The 16413-nt window shown below is 36.7% G+C and carries 18 protein-coding genes; 15 read left to right on the plus strand and 3 right to left on the minus strand.

Annotated elements, in window-relative coordinates:
- Window positions 1-28: 28 nt before the first annotated feature.
- From rnjA to def, 3 genes are all read right to left on the minus strand, one after another.
- Window positions 29-1720 (minus strand): ribonuclease J1, encoded by a 1692-nt coding sequence (gene rnjA / locus FD33_RS01620; RefSeq protein ID WP_025084722.1) that lies wholly within the window; start codon window positions 1718-1720, stop codon window positions 29-31.
- A gap of 3 nt (window positions 1721-1723) precedes the next feature.
- The gene (locus FD33_RS01625; RefSeq protein ID WP_025084721.1) at window positions 1724-1936 is read right to left on the minus strand and encodes a DNA-directed RNA polymerase subunit epsilon; all 213 of its coding nucleotides are present in this window, start codon (window positions 1934-1936) and stop codon (window positions 1724-1726) included.
- A 137-nt stretch (window positions 1937-2073) separates the two neighbouring features.
- The gene (gene def / locus FD33_RS01630) at window positions 2074-2634 is read right to left on the minus strand and encodes a peptide deformylase (protein WP_025084720.1); all 561 of its coding nucleotides are present in this window, start codon (window positions 2632-2634) and stop codon (window positions 2074-2076) included.
- A gap of 222 nt (window positions 2635-2856) precedes the next feature.
- Between def and FD33_RS01635 the strand changes: the two genes are divergently transcribed.
- The 15 genes from FD33_RS01635 (at window position 2857) to FD33_RS01705 (ending at window position 16282) form a co-directional block, all read left to right on the plus strand.
- On the plus strand, window positions 2857-3855 hold the full coding sequence (locus FD33_RS01635; RefSeq protein ID WP_025084719.1) for a D-2-hydroxyacid dehydrogenase: 999 nt from the start codon (window positions 2857-2859) through the stop codon (window positions 3853-3855).
- 149 nt (window positions 3856-4004) lie between these two features.
- Window positions 4005-5105, plus strand: a complete 1101-nt coding sequence (gene pdhA / locus FD33_RS01640) for a pyruvate dehydrogenase (acetyl-transferring) E1 component subunit alpha (RefSeq protein ID WP_025084718.1) — start codon at window positions 4005-4007, stop codon at window positions 5103-5105.
- 2 nt (window positions 5106-5107) lie between these two features.
- Window positions 5108-6085 (plus strand): alpha-ketoacid dehydrogenase subunit beta, encoded by a 978-nt coding sequence (locus tag FD33_RS01645; RefSeq protein WP_056955698.1) that lies wholly within the window; start codon window positions 5108-5110, stop codon window positions 6083-6085.
- Between the two features lie 25 nt (window positions 6086-6110).
- Entirely contained in the window at window positions 6111-7400 is a 1290-nt protein-coding gene (locus FD33_RS01650) for a 2-oxo acid dehydrogenase subunit E2 (protein WP_056955699.1), read from the plus strand.
- Window positions 7401-7405: 5 nt separating this feature from the next.
- Window positions 7406-8833: a dihydrolipoyl dehydrogenase gene (gene lpdA, locus FD33_RS01655; RefSeq protein ID WP_025084717.1), complete on the plus strand. Its 1428-nt coding sequence runs from the start codon at window positions 7406-7408 to the stop codon at window positions 8831-8833.
- 132 nt (window positions 8834-8965) lie between these two features.
- Entirely contained in the window at window positions 8966-9256 is a 291-nt protein-coding gene (locus tag FD33_RS01660; RefSeq protein WP_025084716.1) for a UPF0223 family protein, read from the plus strand.
- The gene (locus tag FD33_RS01665; protein WP_056955700.1) at window positions 9240-10019 is read left to right on the plus strand and encodes an inositol monophosphatase family protein; all 780 of its coding nucleotides are present in this window, start codon (window positions 9240-9242) and stop codon (window positions 10017-10019) included. Before FD33_RS01660 ends, FD33_RS01665 begins: the two co-directional genes overlap by 17 nt.
- 55 nt (window positions 10020-10074) lie before the next feature.
- Window positions 10075-11934: a translational GTPase TypA gene (typA, locus tag FD33_RS01670; RefSeq protein WP_034543886.1), complete on the plus strand. Its 1860-nt coding sequence runs from the start codon at window positions 10075-10077 to the stop codon at window positions 11932-11934.
- Between the two features lie 131 nt (window positions 11935-12065).
- Complete coding sequence (locus tag FD33_RS01675; protein WP_025084714.1) at window positions 12066-13238, plus strand: FtsW/RodA/SpoVE family cell cycle protein; 1173 nt, start codon at window positions 12066-12068, stop codon at window positions 13236-13238.
- A gap of 4 nt (window positions 13239-13242) precedes the next feature.
- The gene (locus tag FD33_RS01680) at window positions 13243-13509 is read left to right on the plus strand and encodes a DUF2129 domain-containing protein (protein WP_025084713.1); all 267 of its coding nucleotides are present in this window, start codon (window positions 13243-13245) and stop codon (window positions 13507-13509) included.
- A complete protein-coding gene (gene rsmD, locus FD33_RS01685; protein ID WP_025084712.1) occupies window positions 13509-14063 on the plus strand; it encodes a 16S rRNA (guanine(966)-N(2))-methyltransferase RsmD in 555 nt (184 codons plus the stop codon). The genes FD33_RS01680 and rsmD overlap by 1 nt, the downstream gene beginning before the upstream one ends.
- A 2-nt stretch (window positions 14064-14065) precedes the next feature.
- Window positions 14066-14557 (plus strand): pantetheine-phosphate adenylyltransferase, encoded by a 492-nt coding sequence (coaD, locus tag FD33_RS01690; RefSeq protein WP_025084711.1) that lies wholly within the window; start codon window positions 14066-14068, stop codon window positions 14555-14557.
- Window positions 14558-14563: 6 nt separating this feature from the next.
- On the plus strand, window positions 14564-15619 hold the full coding sequence (locus tag FD33_RS01695) for a SepM family pheromone-processing serine protease (protein ID WP_034543883.1): 1056 nt from the start codon (window positions 14564-14566) through the stop codon (window positions 15617-15619).
- A gap of 39 nt (window positions 15620-15658) precedes the next feature.
- Window positions 15659-15856, plus strand: coding sequence for a hypothetical protein (locus tag FD33_RS01700; protein ID WP_051564116.1), 198 nt, complete (start codon window positions 15659-15661; stop codon window positions 15854-15856).
- Window positions 15857-16282, plus strand: coding sequence for a helix-hairpin-helix domain-containing protein (locus tag FD33_RS01705; RefSeq protein ID WP_051564114.1), 426 nt, complete (start codon window positions 15857-15859; stop codon window positions 16280-16282).
- Window positions 16283-16413: the final 131 nt, after the last annotated feature.

The raw sequence follows: 16413 nt of genomic DNA on the forward strand, positions 1-16413 counted from the left end.
GATCAAGTGATCTACTTTAAAATTGAATTTAGATTGAAGTTCCAATAAGCATTGGAAGAATAACAGGATTTCGTTCAGTACGTTTGTAGAGGAATTCTTGTAATCCTTCAATAATAACTCGTTTAAGAATAGCTTCTGTTACTTTATTCTCGTCATCATCAAAAGCATTCTTGATCAAGTGGAAAACACGCTTTTGTGCTTGGTTGATCAATTCACCTGATTCACGCATATAAACGAAGCCACGAGAAAGGATATCAGGACCGGCTAGAACAATGTGCTTTTGATAGTCAATAGTTGCTACAACAACGACCATTCCTTCTTCTGAAAGAACTTGACGATCGTGAATAACAACATTACCAATATCACCGACACCCTTGCCATCAACGTAAACATCGCCAGCGGGGAAGTGACCTGCAACTCTAGCATTGTCTTTAGTTAATGCTAGAACATCACCATTTTCCAAGAGGAATGAATGATCTTGAGGAACATCACAGAGAGCAGCAAGTTCAGTGTGAATCTTCAACATACGATATTCACCGTGAATCGGCATGAAGAACTTAGGCTTCATTAAACGAAGCATTAATTCTTGTTCTTCTTGTCCACCATGTCCTGAAGCATGAATGTTGTTAACTTTACCATGAATGACTTCGGCACCAGCTTCTGATAATTGATTAATCAAGTGATTAACACTGATAGTATTACCAGGAATTGGATTACTTGAAAAGATAACAGTGTCCCCAGGTTGAATAGTGATCTGTCTATGTGTTCCGTTAGCAATACGACTCAAAGCAGCTAGTGGTTCACCTTGTGATCCGGTACAAAGAATCAAAGTTTCATTTGCAGGTGTCTGATTCAAAGCATGTGGATCAATCAACATATCGTCAGAAATATTAAGATAACCTAGTTCACGACCATTTTCGATTGCTTGTTCCATGCTTCGTCCAAAGACAGCAATCTTACGTCCCTGTTGAATAGCAGCATCGACAGCTTGTGATATACGATAAATATTAGAAGCAAAGGTAGCAAAGATAATTCTGCCACTGATAGTTTCGAATATTTGATGAATTGTCAAACCAACTGAACGTTCAGATTTTGAAAATGTAGGGATTTCAGCATTAGTACTATCTGATAGTAAACACAAGACACCTTTTTGTCCTAAAGCAGCCATCTTTTGTAGGTTGGGTGATGGTAGGCCAGCAACTGGAGTCAAATCAAATTTGAAATCACCAGTTTCAACGATAATACCTTGTGGCGTATGGACAGCGACACCTAAAGTATCAGGGATAGAGTGGGTAGTTCTAAAGAAGGAAACACTTGTCTTAGGGAATTTGATAACATCATCCTCATGTAAGACATGCATTTCTGTAGTTCTTAATAATCCGTGTTCTTCCAATTTACCCTTGATCAATGCACATGCCAATGGACCGGCGTAAACAGGGATATTTGGAAGCTGTTGGAGTAGATAAGGAATACCACCGATGTGGTCTTCGTGACCGTGAGTGATAAATAGTCCCTTGATCTTATCCTTGTTTTCTACTAAATAACTGTAATCGGAAATGACGTAGTCAATCCCAAGAAGTTCATCTTCGGGAAACTTAATTCCTGCATCAATAACAATTAGCTCATCTTGATACTGAACTCCATACATATTTTTACCGATTTCACCAAGGCCCCCGATGGCAAAAACGGCAACTTCATTATTTTTAACTTTAAATGACATTAACTAAAACTCCGTCAATTTAAACTCAGGACTCTTTTTTTCGTACTCTAAGTGCTTTTCGTCGAGTTCCTGAATAAATTCAATGTTATAGTCGGTATTCTTTTCAACTGCTTCACGTACAGCAATGCTTGATTCAGCATCCATGTATAGTGAATGTGTAAATTCACGACGGGGGTTATCTAGTTCGCTTGTTTGATATAAAACTTTATAAATCAATATGATTTTCTCCTTTAAATCGAATTAAATGAAACAGGTCAGTTTCATTTGACGTTTTTTCTAGTCCATTTGTGCGTTAATCAATAGATAGCACAATTCTACCATATATAAAATAGTAAGTATACTTGAAGGCTGTATTAAGAAATTACAACAGTACTTGGATCGAGAGTGAATGGTTCCTTCTTATCGATCTTGTCATAATATAAATGACCATTCAAATGATCAATTTCATGTTGACAAACGATAGCAGGGTAACCTTTGACACGTAATGTCTGAGAATTACCTTCAAAATCATCATATTTAATAGTAATACGATCAGCACGTGGTACGAATCCAGGTACGTCCTTATCAACTGAGAGACAGCCTTCACCTTCAGATAAAGCAGCCTTTTGAACTGAATTTCTGACAATAACAGGATTGATCAAAGTGATTTTTAGAAGAGGCTTATCAGGATCTTCTTCGTTTGGTACTAAAACAGCGGCCATCATTTCTGAAACGCCTACTTGAGGAGCAGCCAAACCGACGCCAGCACGTAGTTGGTGTTTTTCAGCGTATTCTTCATCTTGACTCTTAACAAGATATTCCATCATATTAGCAGCCAAAGCTTTATCTTCATCGCTTAATGGGAATTTAACATCTGCTGCAACTTTTCTTAAAACAGGATCGCCATCACGGACGATATCTTTCATAAAATACATAGTTTCCTCCAAATGTTTAATTGTATAAAAATACTTCAGTATATCTATTATAGATTATTTTTCGACAAAAATAGAAGGATTTGATAAAAAACATGTCTGAGAATTTTTAGAAAGCGATTTCGAATGTACTATCTTTGTTTTGAGAAGGGGGTACATGATAAAATATTCTTATATGTTATCGATTACACGATAATGCATAAATATTGCTACTGGAGGTTTTATATGAAATTAATTGACTTTGGTGTCAGAGAAGATGAAAAGAAATATATCGAGGAATGGTCTAAAGAGAGTAATATAGAAGTAAAAATCGTTTCCGATTTACTAACGCCTGAGACCGTTCAGCTAGCAAAGGGTTACGACGGAATTGTTGCTTATCAACAATTGCCATATGATGAGAAAATTTTCGATACGATGAATGAATATGGAATTCATGTTCTTTCACTCCGAAATGTCGGTGTTGATAATGTTCCATTTGCAGCTCTTAAGAAGAATCAGATTCGTTTAACTAATGTACCTAGTTATTCACCAGAGGCTATTGCAGAATACTCAGTTACCGGTCTAATGGCCTTGTTAAGAAATCTAAAACATATGATCAGAAAAGTGGACCAACATGATTTTCAATGGGCTCCGGATATCGGCCGTGAGCTAAATCAACTTACAGTGGGTGTCGCTGGTACCGGAAGAATTGGCCGTGCAGCTATAAAAATTTATCAAGGATTTGGAGCAAAAGTTATAGCATATGATAAATTTCACAATCCAGAATTGGAAAAAGAAGGATTGTATGTCGATGATCTCGATACTCTATTAAAGGAATCTGATGTGGTAACTCTACATATTCCAAGTCTTGGTAAAGGTAATACTTTAATTAATAGTAAGTCGATTTCTGAAATGAAAGATAACGCTATCGTTATTAATACAGCACGTGGTGACTTGATCAATACAAAGGATCTATATGATGCTGTAGCATCAGGTAAGCTTTATGGGGCTGTTTTGGATGTTTATGAAAAAGAAGTTGGCGTCTTCAATTCTGATTTAAGTGATCAAGAATTTTCTGATGAAGTACTAGATAAGGTAATTAAAAGTCCAAGATTTATTCTGACACCCCATATCGCATTTTATACAACTAAGGCGGTTAAAAATATGGCCACTGTTTCATTAAATGCTATGGTTTCAGAATTAAAGACTGGAGCTTCAGAAAATGAGATAGATTTAGGAAAATAGTGACCACTTTCACAAACTATTATAAAATATTTTATATTCAAAGGATGCCCAAACTACTTGTTTTTTGAGCAATCAATGTTAGACTAAATTTATATGAAAGCCCTTACAGAATTCACAAGGGATAAGTTTTTATGAAAGGACTGTGGAGAATGGCAAATAAACCAATTGTTGATTTTGAAGCACTTAAAAATAATTTATCAAATGTTTCAAAACCCATTCAAGTATTGAATGAAAAAGCTGAGATAACAGATCAAGAAGTCTTTGATTCATTTTCAGATGATGATTTAGTTGAGTTTATGAAAAAGATGGTATGGGAGCGTGCATTGCATGAACAGACAATGAACTTCTCTCGCCAAGGTCGGATGGGTTTCTATGCACCGACTGAAGGTGAGGAAGCTTCTGAGATGGGAACTGTTTTGGCAATGAAGAAGAATGATTATCTTCTTCCAGCTTATCGTGATGTGCCTCAATTAATTCAACATGGTGCAACAGTAACTCAAGCATACTTGTGGTCACGTGGACATGTTGCTGGTAACAAGTTTGAGGCTCGTTCTATGATGCCACAAATTATCATTGGTGCCGCATATGATGAGGCAGCCGGTGTAGCTATGGGTCTAAAGAAGAACGGCGAGGATGCTATCGCATTTACTTATACTGGTGATGGTGGTACTTCCCAAGGTGATAGTTACGAAGGAATGAATTTTGCTGGTGCTTTTAAAGTACCTGCTCTATTCATTGTTCAAAATAACGGTTTTGCCATTTCAACACCACGTGCAAAACAAACATCTGCCCCAACACTAGCTCAAAAGGCTGTTGCTGCTGGTATTCCAAGTATTCAAGTTGATGGTATGGATATCTTAGCTTGTTATGCTGTAGCTAAAGCTGCTCGTGAATATATTACAGCTGGGAATGGTCCTGTAATGATTGAAACCTTAACATATCGTTTCGGTGCTCACTCAAGTGCTGGTGATGACCCTAAACGTTACAGAACTAAGGCTGAAGAACAACCATGGTTTGATAAAGATCCATTAATTCGTTTAAGAAAAGTTCTTGAAGACAAGGGTCTATGGTCTGAAGAACAAGAAGATAAGTTAGTTGATGAATATAAAGCTTCATTCAAGGAAGCAATTAAGGAAGCTGATGCAGTTCCCGAGGATAAGGTTTCAGATATGTTGAAACGTACCTTTGAAATTCCAACTCCAGAAATGAAGAAAGAAATCGCTAAATTTGAAGCAAAGGAGTCGAAGTAAAAATGGCTAAGAAAACTTACATTCAAGCAATTACAGACGCCTTAGACATTGTTCTTGAAGATGATCCAAAAACTTTGATCTTTGGTGAAGACGTTGGTAAAAACGGTGGTGTTTTCAGAACGACTCAAGGGCTTCAAGAGAAATACGGTGAAAATCGTGTCTTCGATACACCTTTAGCTGAATCAGGAATCTTAGGATTAGCAACTGGATTAGGCTTAACTGGTTGGCGTCCAATTCCTGAAATCCAATTTATGGGCTTTTCACTTGAAGCTGTTGATCAAATTATTGGTCAAGAAGCTAGAATGCGTTTCCGTTTTGACGGATTAAAGACAGCACCCGTAACAATTCGTACACCTTATGGTGGTGGTACCCATACAGCTGAAATGCATGCTGATAACTTGGAAAATATTTTTGCAAGTACTCCAGGATTACGTGTTGTTATGCCAAGTAATCCATATGATGCTAAGGGATTATTGATTTCATCAGTTGAAAATAACGATCCTGTACTATTTATGGAAAATTTGAAATTATATCGTTCAATGAAAGATGATATTCCTGATGGCAAGTATACAGTTCCTTTGGATAAGGCTAATGTTGCTCGTGAGGGTAATGACATCACTATCGTAGCTTACGGTGCTGAAGTAAATGAAGCTTTGAAAGTTGCTGATGATTTGGCAAAGAAGAATATCTCTGTTGAAGTTATTGATCTTAGAACAGTTTCACCAATTGATACCGACACAATTTTTAAGTCAATCGAAAAGACTCATAAAGTAGTTATCGTTCAAGAAGCACAAAAAATAGCTGGTGTGGGTGCACAAGTTGCCTCAGCTATTGCCGAAGATGCGGTTCTTTCTCTTGATGCACCAATTGGTAGAGTTGCAGCTCCAAATAGTGTATATCCATTTGCTTTAGGTGAAGACATTTGGATTCCACGTGCAAAAGAAATTGAAGAAAAAGTAAATGAAATTCTCAACTACTAATTAATCGAAGGAAGGGAATCCAACTATGGCTTACAAATTTAAATTACCTGAATTAGGTGAAGGGATGGCCGAAGGTGAAATCGCCAGCTGGCTAGTAAAAGAAGGAGACACAGTTAAAGAAGATGACTCCTTAGTAGAAATTCAAAACGACAAATCTGTTGAAGAACTACCTTCACCAGTTGCTGGTACTGTTAAACAAATCGTTGCTCAAGAGGGAGATACAGTTGAGATCGGTGACACTTTGATTGTGATTGACGATGGTTCTCCTGATACAGGTGACGATGACCAACCAGCTAAAGATGATAAAGAAGCTGAAAAGTCCGATTCTGATAAAACAACTGAAAGTGCATCTAAAGAAGAAGCTACTGCCGGTCCAGCTACTGGATCAGCTGATGCTCACTATTTGGCAATGCCTTCAGTCCGCCAGTATGCTCGTGACAAAGGTGTAGATTTGGCAAAGGTCACACCTAGTGGCAAGCACGGACAGATTACTAAAGCTGATGTAGATTCATTCGATGGTAGTGCTGCACCACAAGCAGCTACTCAATCTGCAGCACCGGCAGCACCAGCATCAACAAATACAATTACACCATACAAGTCGGCTACTCCAGAACTCGAAACACGTGAGAAGATGTCTATGACTAGAAAAGCTATTGCTAAAGCAATGCTCAATAGTAAACACACAGCTCCACACGTAACTAGTTTTGATGACGTTGAAGTAAGCGCTTTGATGGCCAACCGTAAGAAATATAAAGCAATTGCCGCTGATAAGGGCATTCATTTAACATTTTTACCTTATATCGTAAAAGCTTTGGTTGCCGTAATGAAAGAATATCCAGAATTGAATGCTTCAATTGACGACTCTACTGAAGAGATTGTTTACAAACATTATTACAATGTTGGTATTGCAACTAACACAGAACATGGACTTTATGTTCCAAATGTTAAGAACGTTGATTCTAAGGGTATGTTTGAAATTGCTAAAGAAATCACTGAAAATTCACAAGCTGCTTATGACAACAAATTGAGCATGGATAAGATGTCAGGTGGTTCAATTACAATTAGTAATGTCGGTTCTATTGGTGGTGGCTGGTTCACACCAGTTATTAATTATCCAGAAGTAGCAATTCTTGGTGTTGGTAAAATTGCTAAAGAACCTTATGTTGATGAGGATGGCAACATTCAAGTAGGTAACATGTTGAAGTTATCATTGAGTTACGATCACAGATTGATTGACGGTGCTTTAGCACAAAATGCTTTGAATCTTTTGAAGAAATTGTTGCATGATCCAGATATGTTATTAATGGAGGGCTAGTTAACATGGCAGAAAACGTAATAGAAAAAGATACCGTTATTATTGGTTCCGGCCCTGGTGGTTACGTTGCAGCAATCAGAGCTTCAGAATTAGGACAAGATGTTACTATTATTGAAAAATCAGATACTGTTGGTGGTGTTTGTTTAAATGTTGGTTGTGTTCCATCAAAGGCTTTAATTACAGCTGGACACAGACTACAACAAGCCAAAGATTCATCAACTTATGGAATTACCACTAGTGATGCCACAATTGATTTTACTAAAACTCAAGCTTGGAAAGATGAAAAAGTCGTTGCCAGAATGACTGGCGGTGTGCAAATGCTTTTGAAGAAACATCATGTTGAATTAATCAATGGTGAAGCTTATTTAGATAGCGATACACAATTGAGAGTTATGCCAAGTGGTCCTAGACAGTTCATGGACAATGGTGGTGGACAAACCATCAAGTTCAAGCACTTAATTTTAGCAACTGGTAGTCGTCCTATCGAAATTAGAGGATTTAAGTTTGATGATCGTGTCATCGATTCAACCGGCGGACTTAATTTGAAAGAAGTTCCAAAGGAATTCGTCATTATTGGTGGTGGCTATGTCGGAACAGAATTAGCCGGAGCATATGCTGATTTGGGTTCACATGTAACCATCCTTGAAGGTTCACCTAACATTATTCCTAACTTTGAAAAAGATATGGTTTCAATCGTTAAAAAGAATCTTGAAAAGAAGGGCGTTACAATTATTACAAACGCTATGGCCAAGAAGAGTGAAAACAAGGGTGATAGTGTTGAAGTAACTTATGAAGTCGATGGCAAGCCAACAACAATCAGTGCTGATTATTGTATGGTAACCGTTGGTCGTCGTCCAAATACTGATAATTTTGGACTTGAAATGACTAATGTTAAATTGACTGAAAAAGGTTTAGTTGAAGTAGACGAACAAGGTAAAACTTCCGTCGATAATATTTATGCAATTGGTGATATTACACCAGGACCAGCTTTGGCCCACAAAGCCTTCTTTGAGGCTAAGACAGCTGCTGGAGCAATTTCAGGTAAACATACAGCTAACGACTATATTGGTGTTCCTGCGGTTTGTTTCACCGATCCTGAACTAGCTAGTGTAGGTTTGACAGAAAAAGATGCTAAGGATAAAGGAATTGATGTCAAAGTGGCCAAATTCCCATTCGCCGGAAATGCACGTGCTGTCTCACTTGATGCTGCTGAAGGATTCGTTAAATTGATTGCTCAAAAAGACACAGGTACTTTACTAGGTGGTCAAATCGTTGGACCAGGAGCTAGTGATTTGATTTCTGAATTAAGTGTAGCTGTTAACTGTCAACTTAATGCTGAGGATATTGCGCTCACAATTCATCCACATCCAACTTTGGGTGAACCTATTCAAGAAGCTGCCGATATTTTAATTGGCTATCCAACACACATTTAATAGAGAAAAGGGAAGAACGTTTAGAAACCGAAAAGAGGATTTTTCGTATACTAAATTAATTATTTCCGTAAAAAAGCGATGCAATTGTATCGCTTTTTTTGTATAGTAGAGTAAAAATGAAGGGAGCTATCAATGCATAATTACAGTTATCCTCTTGATGAGACATGGTCACAAGATGAAATTGTTAAAGTGATTGCTTTATATAATGCGGTTGAAAAAGCCTACGAATCAAGTATAAAAAGCGATGATTTTTTGCAAAAATATCGCTCATTCCAACAAGTGGTTCCAATGAAAATGGAGCAAAAGAAATTAGACAAAGAATTTGAGTTTGAATCGGGCTATTCTATCTATCAAGTGTTTAAAAAGTGTCGTACAGCAAAAAAAGGCGAGAAAGTAAGGATTCACAATGACAGTAGACAGTAGGGAAATAGATAAATTTCTAGTAGAACTTTTACAAAATGTGGGTAAGAGTTTGAGAGATGATGCTCTAAAAAAGAAATCAGTTGATACAAAAAAGAATCGAAATGATTTAGTGACAAATTTTGATAAAAAAACTGAACGTTATGTTAATTCCGAACTAAAAAGAGCTTTTTCTGAGGCTACGATTGTTAGTGAAGAGGGCTATGGTGACTTAGTAACAGACATGTCAGGATTGGTATTTTTTGTTGATCCAATCGACGGTACAATGAATTTTGTTAAACGTGGAGACGATTTTGCATCAATGATTGGCGCTTACATTGATGGTAAACCATTAATTGGTGCTATTATAGATGTTATGGGTAATAACATTTACCACGGCGGTAAAGAAATTGGCTTGTTCATTAATGATGAGAGAATAGATATTCCAAGAAATTTACCTTTGGTTGAAGGTTTAGTCGATGTTTCGGCACCGATGGCTTTGGCTAATAAATTTAATGTTCAGGATGTCATTAAGAAAAGTAGTGGTTTCAGGGTTTATGGAAGTGCAGGAATTATTTTTGGTCATCTCTTGACTGGAAAAGAAGTCATGTATATGTCATACTTAGCACCATGGGACTTGGCTGCCGGGCGTGTCTTATGTGAAGCTGCAGGTATGAGTGTGGTAAGTATTGACGATGCACCAATAAATATGCTAAAATCACAAGTCGTAATAGTTGGTACTCAGAAAGTTGTTTCTGAAGCACTGACGACAGTCAAAACGCGTTAGTGAACTGTGAGAAGTTTCACAGTTTTTTTATTGCTAGTAATTTAAACACGTATTTATGGAAGGAAGAACTAATTTGACTAAGAGAAGAGAAGATATTAGAAACATTGCGATCATCGCTCACGTTGACCACGGTAAAACTACATTAGTTAACGAAATGTTAAAACAATCAGACACACTAGGATCACATTATGAAATTCAAGATCGTGCCCTTGATTCAAATGCTATTGAAAGAGAACGTGGAATCACAATCCTTTCTAAGAATACTGCTGTTGATTACGATGGCAAGAAGATCAATATTTTGGATACACCAGGACACGCGGACTTCGGTGGTGAAGTTGAACGTATTATGAAGATGGTTGATGGTGTACTTTTGGTTGTTGATGCTTATGAAGGTACAATGCCACAAACACGTTTTGTGTTGAAGAAGGCTTTGGAACAACACTTAACACCAATTGTTGTTATCAACAAAATTGATAGACCAGGTGCTCGTCCTGCTGAAGTAGTTGACGAAGTTCTTGAATTATTTATCGAATTAGGTGCTGATGACTCACAACTTGATTTCCCAGTTGTTTATGCTTCAGCTATTAACGGAACATCAAGTTATTCAGATGATCCTGCTGACCAAGAACACACAATGAACCCTATCTTTGATACTATTTTGAAGACAATCCCTGCACCAGTTGACAACTCAGATGAACCTCTACAATTCCAAGTTGCCTTACTAGACTACAACGATTACGTTGGTCGTATCGGTATCGGACGTATCTTCCGTGGAAAGATCAAGGTTGGTGACAGTGTTACTGTTATGAAGCTTGACGGTTCTACAAAGAACTTCCGTGTTACAAAACTATTTGGTTTCATGGGCTTGAACCGTGTTGAAATCAATGAAGCTAAAGCCGGAGATTTAATTGCTGTTTCTGGTATGGAAGACATCTATGTTGGTGAAACTGTTACACCAGTTGACCATCAAGAAGCACTTCCATTGCTACGTATTGATGAACCAACACTACAAATGACATTCTTGCAAAACAACTCACCTTTCGCTGGTCGTGAAGGTACAGAAGTCACTGCTAGAAAGATCGAAGATCGTTTAAGAAGACAATTACATACTGATGTTTCTCTTAAAGTTGAAAACACAGACCAAGCTGGTTCATGGCTAGTTTCAGGTCGTGGTGAACTTCACTTGTCAATCCTTGTTGAAGAAATGCGTCGTGAAGGTTTCGAATTACAACTATCACGTCCAGAAGTTATTTACAAGACAGTTGATAATCAAAAGTGTGAACCTTTTGAGGAAGTAACTATTGATACTCCTGACGAATACGTTGGTTCAGTTATCGACTCAATGTCACAACGTAAGGGTGATATGCAAAACATGGAAAGTACTGGAAATGGTCAAACAAGACTTATTTTCTCAGCACCTTCACGTGGTTTGATTGGATATTCAACAGAGTTCTTATCAATGACTGGTGGTTATGGTATTTTGAACCATACATTCTCAGAATACAAGCCAGTTGTTAGAAATTGGAACCCAGGTAGAAGAACTGGTGCTTTGGTTTCAATCAACCAAGGTCCATCAACTACCTATTCACTACAATCTGTTGAAGATCGTGGTACATTGTTCATCGGTGCTGGTGTTGATGTATATGAAGGTATGATCGTTGGTGAAAGTAGTCGTGATCAAGATATCGCTGTTACTGTTACTAAAGGTAAAAACCTTACAAATACTCGTGCTTCAGGTAAAGATCATGCTGCTGCTATCAAGACTCCAAAGGCAATGTCACTTGAACAATCAATCGAATTCTTAAATGAAGACGAACTTTGTGAAGTAACACCTAAGAGTGTTAGATTACGTAAGAAGATCTTAAACACAAACGAACGTAAGAAGTTTGACAAAACAAAGAAAATGTCTAAATAAATAGATTATCTGTGAAGCTAAGGATGAATTTCCTTAGCTTCTTTTTTTATGCCAAAAAGACAAGGTAGGACAGTTTTTTTCTGGTATTATTTGGTGGTATAATCTTATTATTAGATTTTAGGAGCTAAGATGTGAAAAAATTAAAAAAAATTGACTTATGGATTGTTATTCCATATATCATCTTACTAGGTATTGGAATCGTTATGGTTTATTCAGCCAGTTTTTACAATTCACTGGTTTCTGGCGGAAGCACCACGCAATACTTAGTTAAACAGGCCATTTTTGCAATACTGGGATTATTCTTATGTTATTTCAATTTTATCCTTAAAGCTAAGATTTTTAAAAATCGTCATTTTATTAAGTATGCGTTGCTCTTTACAGTACTGTCCTTAGCAGCGTTACCAATTTTAGGTAAATTGTTTCCCAGTTTACGTGTTAATGGTGCGGTAGCGTGGATTCCTATTGGACCATTTAATTATCAACCATTGGAATTAGCTAAGTTGGTTCTGATCTTGTATTTATCTTTTGTACTAACTAGTAAACAAGAACGATTGTTGTCGTATCAAAATTGGAAAGAAATAGGTTTTGAAGTATTACCTCCAATTTTAGTGGTAGCAATAATTGTTATTTTACTTTTGATTCAACCTGACTTTGGTGGAGCTATCGTTATTTCGCTAATTACGTGGGTTCTTTTGGGTGCTTCAACGATTCCCGGTAAATATATTGTTAGATTGAGTGTGGGCTTAGGTGCTTTTTTAGGCTTATCAATCTATGGCATTTTTAAATTGGCTCCTTCAATTATTACTAGTCATTATCAATACCAACGTATTCTTGCGATGCAACATCCCTTTAAATTGGAGCAGCACGCTGGTGCACAGTTGGTTAATTCCTTTTATGCAATTAGTAATGGTGGTGTTTTTGGTGTTGGTTTAGGTAATGGGATTCAAAAACGTGGCTATTTACCAGAACCACATACCGATTTTATTCTAGCTGTTATCAGTGAAGAATTGGGTTTAGTAGGTGATATCGTTGTGTTATCACTTTTAGCGTTGATTATATTACGGATCATCCTTATTGGTGTCCGTGCTAAGAAAAATTATAATGCTTTAGTTTGTTATGGAGTGGCAACAATGATGTTGACGCAAGTAATACTTAACGTGGGAGGATTACTCGGTATGATTCCTCTAACAGGTGTTACTTTACCGTTCATCAGTTATGGTGGGTCCAGTATGCTGATATTGTCGATTGCTTTAGGAATCGTGCTTAATCTGGATGCTACGAATAAATTTGAAAGAACAAGGTGATCTTATGTTTAAAAAAGTGGAGCGCCAAGCTTTGTATGTTTGGGTCTATTCACTCAAATGGCGGAAGAAATTGCAACGTTACGGTACAATCTACTACACTTCCCCTAAAATGAAATATGTAATGATGTACGTAAACTCTAATCGAGTTGCAGAAGTTAGAAAAGAATTGAATTCCAAGAATTACGTAAAAAGAGTTTCATTGGCTCATCGTAAAGAATTAGATGAACATTATGTTTTAAAAACTTCTGAAAGTAAGCAAGAGGAAAATTAATGAAAGTTGTATCAGGAAAGTTTCGTGGATTGAATTTAAAGGCAGTTCCTAGCAATAATACTCGCCCTACATCAGCTAAAGTTAAGGAAGCGGTTTTTAGCATGTTAACGCCATATCTAGTTGATGATGGTGTGGCCCTAGATCTGTTTGCAGGAACTGGTAGTTTAGGTATCGAGGCTGTATCGCGTGGTTATAAAACAGCTTACTTAGTTGATAAAGCTTATAAAGCTATTAATACAATCAAAGAGAACGTTGATAAGACTCGTGCCAATGAAAGTTTTGTGGTTATGAAAACTGCGGCAACTGAAGCTTTAACTAAATTTAAAAATGATCAAGTAAAATTTGATTTGGTATTTTTGGATCCACCTTATCGTATGAAGATCACAGAGCAGATCATAGAAGATATGGTAGAAGGGGATTTATTAAACCCTGGCGCCATTATTGTTGATGAAACAGATTATGATATTGACCTCGCTAATTTTGGCAAAATAGATTTACTCAAAGAAAAGAACTATAAAGATACCAAAGTTGCATTGTATCAGTTTGGAGGATAAGTATGTCACAAAGAGTTGGACTCTATGCAGGTAGTTTTGATCCCATTACTAATGGTCATTTGGATATAATCCGTCGTGCCTCCAAGTTGTTTGATAAATTGTACGTAGCACCTATGACTAATACATCAAAAAAATATTTATTTTCTTATCAGGAAAAGAAAGCCTTCATTGAAGCTGAAATCGAGGATCTAAGTAATGTTTCTGTCGTAGATGGTAAATCGGAACTTTCAACTAATTTGGCTCGTCAATTAGGGGCCGGTTTCATGGTTCGATCGATGCGTAATCCGGATGATTTTGGTTATGAGTCAGGCGTAGCCTCAATTAATAAAGTTTTAGATAAGAATATTGAAACGATATTCCTGCTAGCAAATGATCAATATGCTACGATATCATCATCAATGATGAAAGAAGTGGCCAGGTTTGGTGGCGATATATCGGAATTTGTACCTCAAGCAGTCGCTTTAGAATTGATAAAGAAATTGAGGAAGGAATAAACTATTTTGAGATTTAACAAAACTAGAAATAAAATCTTTGGTGCTATATTTATTTTTATTGTTGTCATGGCATTCTTCTTTACACCAACAGGTTATTATTTAGAAGTTCCAGGTAGTGCCGAAGATACTTCTCAATTTGTAAAGGTCAATGGTAAGCAAGATAAGAAAAAGGGTAACTTGCTATTAACGACAGTTGGAATTGTAAGTGGGACGCCATTTACATTGCTTAAGTCATTGGGAAATGATTTTGAAACTATTTACTCACAAGAAGAATTGATGGGAAATGAAAATAGCCAACAATATTTTCAAGTTCAACAGTACTATATGAAATCAGCAACTAATAACGCGATTCAAGCAGCTTATTCCAAGGCGGGAAAGCCATTTACTAAGAAGTATTTAGGTGTCTATATTATGGATATCATGGATAACTCTGCTTTTAAGAATAAATTGCAAGTTGGTGATACGATCACATCCATCAATAACTACCACTTTAAGAACTCGGCTCAGTTTATCAATTATGTTAAGAAGCAGAATAAAAAATCTACTGTCAAAATTAATTTCGTACGTGATGGTAAAAAGAAGTCAGCTTCAGGTAAACTTGTTAAACTAGCAGATACTAAACGATACGGTTTAGGTATTACTTTGACTGATAACACACAGGCTAAGGGTAATCCTCCAACAAAAATTGATGCGGGCAGTATTGGTGGACCTTCGGCAGGTTTAATGTTTACTTTGCAAGTATACTCACAAATCAGTAATAAAGATTTGAAAGCTGGTCGTACTATTGCGGGAACAGGAACTATTGCCCCAGATGGAACAGTTGGTCCTATCGGAGGAATTGAGAAGAAGGTCTATGCAGCTTCCGAAATGGGCGCAACAATTTTCTTTGCTCCGGATGATCCTGTAACAAAAGAAATTAAAAAATATGAACCAGGTTACGTTAACAATTACAATTTAGCCAAACGTGCCGCTAAAAAAATTCATACGAAGATGAAAATTGTACCCGTAAAGAACTTAAATGATGCAATTAATTATCTTGAAAAAACAAAACAGTCCAAATAAGGGCTGTTTTTTTTCGTAATTTAATTTGAGGTGATTGAAATGGAAGAAGTTTATCAATACGTTCGAAATAAAAAAATTGTTTTATTGACGGGTATCGTAATTGTAGTACTAGGAGGATATTTTTTCCTTTTCCACAAGGTAACGCCTACTAGTACGTTAGAGCCTAAGCAAGAATTAACAACTCAAAAAGATGAAACTAAAAAGAGTAAAACTGATTCGAAAGCAAAAGAACCATAGATGATAGTTGTTGATGTACAAGGTGCCGTCCAAAAGCCTGGCGTTTACCATGTAAAGGATAAAGCAATCATACAAGAAGTGATACAGACAGCTGGTGGGTTTACTGCCAACGCAGATCTGAAACAAATCAACCAAGCCAAAAGAGTAGTTGATCAGATGCAGGTTTATATTCCAATTAAAGGTGAGAAAGTAACTCCTACCAGTACAAATTCATCAAACGATACTCAAAACAAAAAAATAGTGAATATTAATACGGCGACAGTTGATGATTTTAAAGATGTGACAGGTATAGGTCCTAAAAAAGCCGAAAAAGTCATTGCTTATCGTGAAGAACATGGTCAATTCAAGACACTACATGATTTAATTAATGTTTCAGGGATTGGTGAGAAGAGTTTAGCCAAACTGAAAGATCAACTGACAGTTTAAGCTAATGAGAGGTAAATTGATTTTTCCCGCTTTGATAATAGTTTTGTTAATAACAGTTTATTTCGAAAATAAATTATTCGAAAATTTCAATAACAAGTTAGCCACTTGGACAAAATAAATTGAATCCAAGT

Origin of the sequence: Companilactobacillus paralimentarius DSM 13238 = JCM 10415, assembly GCF_001434985.1 — a bacterium.
Lineage (GTDB): Bacteria > Bacillota > Bacilli > Lactobacillales > Lactobacillaceae > Companilactobacillus > Companilactobacillus paralimentarius.

Excerpts from the sequence above, each read along its gene's own strand:
- rnjA (WP_025084722.1), bottom strand. The coding sequence starts at position 1,720 with ATGTCATTTAAAGTTAAAAATAATGAAGTTGCCGTTTTTGCCATCGGG.
- def (WP_025084720.1), bottom strand. The coding sequence starts at position 2,634 with ATGTATTTTATGAAAGATATCGTCCGTGATGGCGATCCTGTTTTAAGA.
- FD33_RS01635 (WP_025084719.1), top strand. The coding sequence starts at position 2,857 with ATGAAATTAATTGACTTTGGTGTCAGAGAAGATGAAAAGAAATATATC.
- pdhA (WP_025084718.1), top strand. The coding sequence starts at position 4,005 with ATGGCAAATAAACCAATTGTTGATTTTGAAGCACTTAAAAATAATTTA.
- FD33_RS01645 (WP_056955698.1), top strand. The coding sequence starts at position 5,108 with ATGGCTAAGAAAACTTACATTCAAGCAATTACAGACGCCTTAGACATT.
- FD33_RS01650 (WP_056955699.1), top strand. The coding sequence starts at position 6,111 with ATGGCTTACAAATTTAAATTACCTGAATTAGGTGAAGGGATGGCCGAA.
- lpdA (WP_025084717.1), top strand. The coding sequence starts at position 7,406 with ATGGCAGAAAACGTAATAGAAAAAGATACCGTTATTATTGGTTCCGGC.
- FD33_RS01660 (WP_025084716.1), top strand. The coding sequence starts at position 8,966 with ATGCATAATTACAGTTATCCTCTTGATGAGACATGGTCACAAGATGAA.
- FD33_RS01665 (WP_056955700.1), top strand. The coding sequence starts at position 9,240 with ATGACAGTAGACAGTAGGGAAATAGATAAATTTCTAGTAGAACTTTTA.
- typA (WP_034543886.1), top strand. The coding sequence starts at position 10,075 with ATGGAAGGAAGAACTAATTTGACTAAGAGAAGAGAAGATATTAGAAAC.
- FD33_RS01680 (WP_025084713.1), top strand. The coding sequence starts at position 13,243 with ATGTTTAAAAAAGTGGAGCGCCAAGCTTTGTATGTTTGGGTCTATTCA.
- rsmD (WP_025084712.1), top strand. The coding sequence starts at position 13,509 with ATGAAAGTTGTATCAGGAAAGTTTCGTGGATTGAATTTAAAGGCAGTT.
- coaD (WP_025084711.1), top strand. The coding sequence starts at position 14,066 with ATGTCACAAAGAGTTGGACTCTATGCAGGTAGTTTTGATCCCATTACT.
- FD33_RS01700 (WP_051564116.1), top strand. The coding sequence starts at position 15,659 with ATGGAAGAAGTTTATCAATACGTTCGAAATAAAAAAATTGTTTTATTG.
- FD33_RS01705 (WP_051564114.1), top strand. The coding sequence starts at position 15,857 with ATGATAGTTGTTGATGTACAAGGTGCCGTCCAAAAGCCTGGCGTTTAC.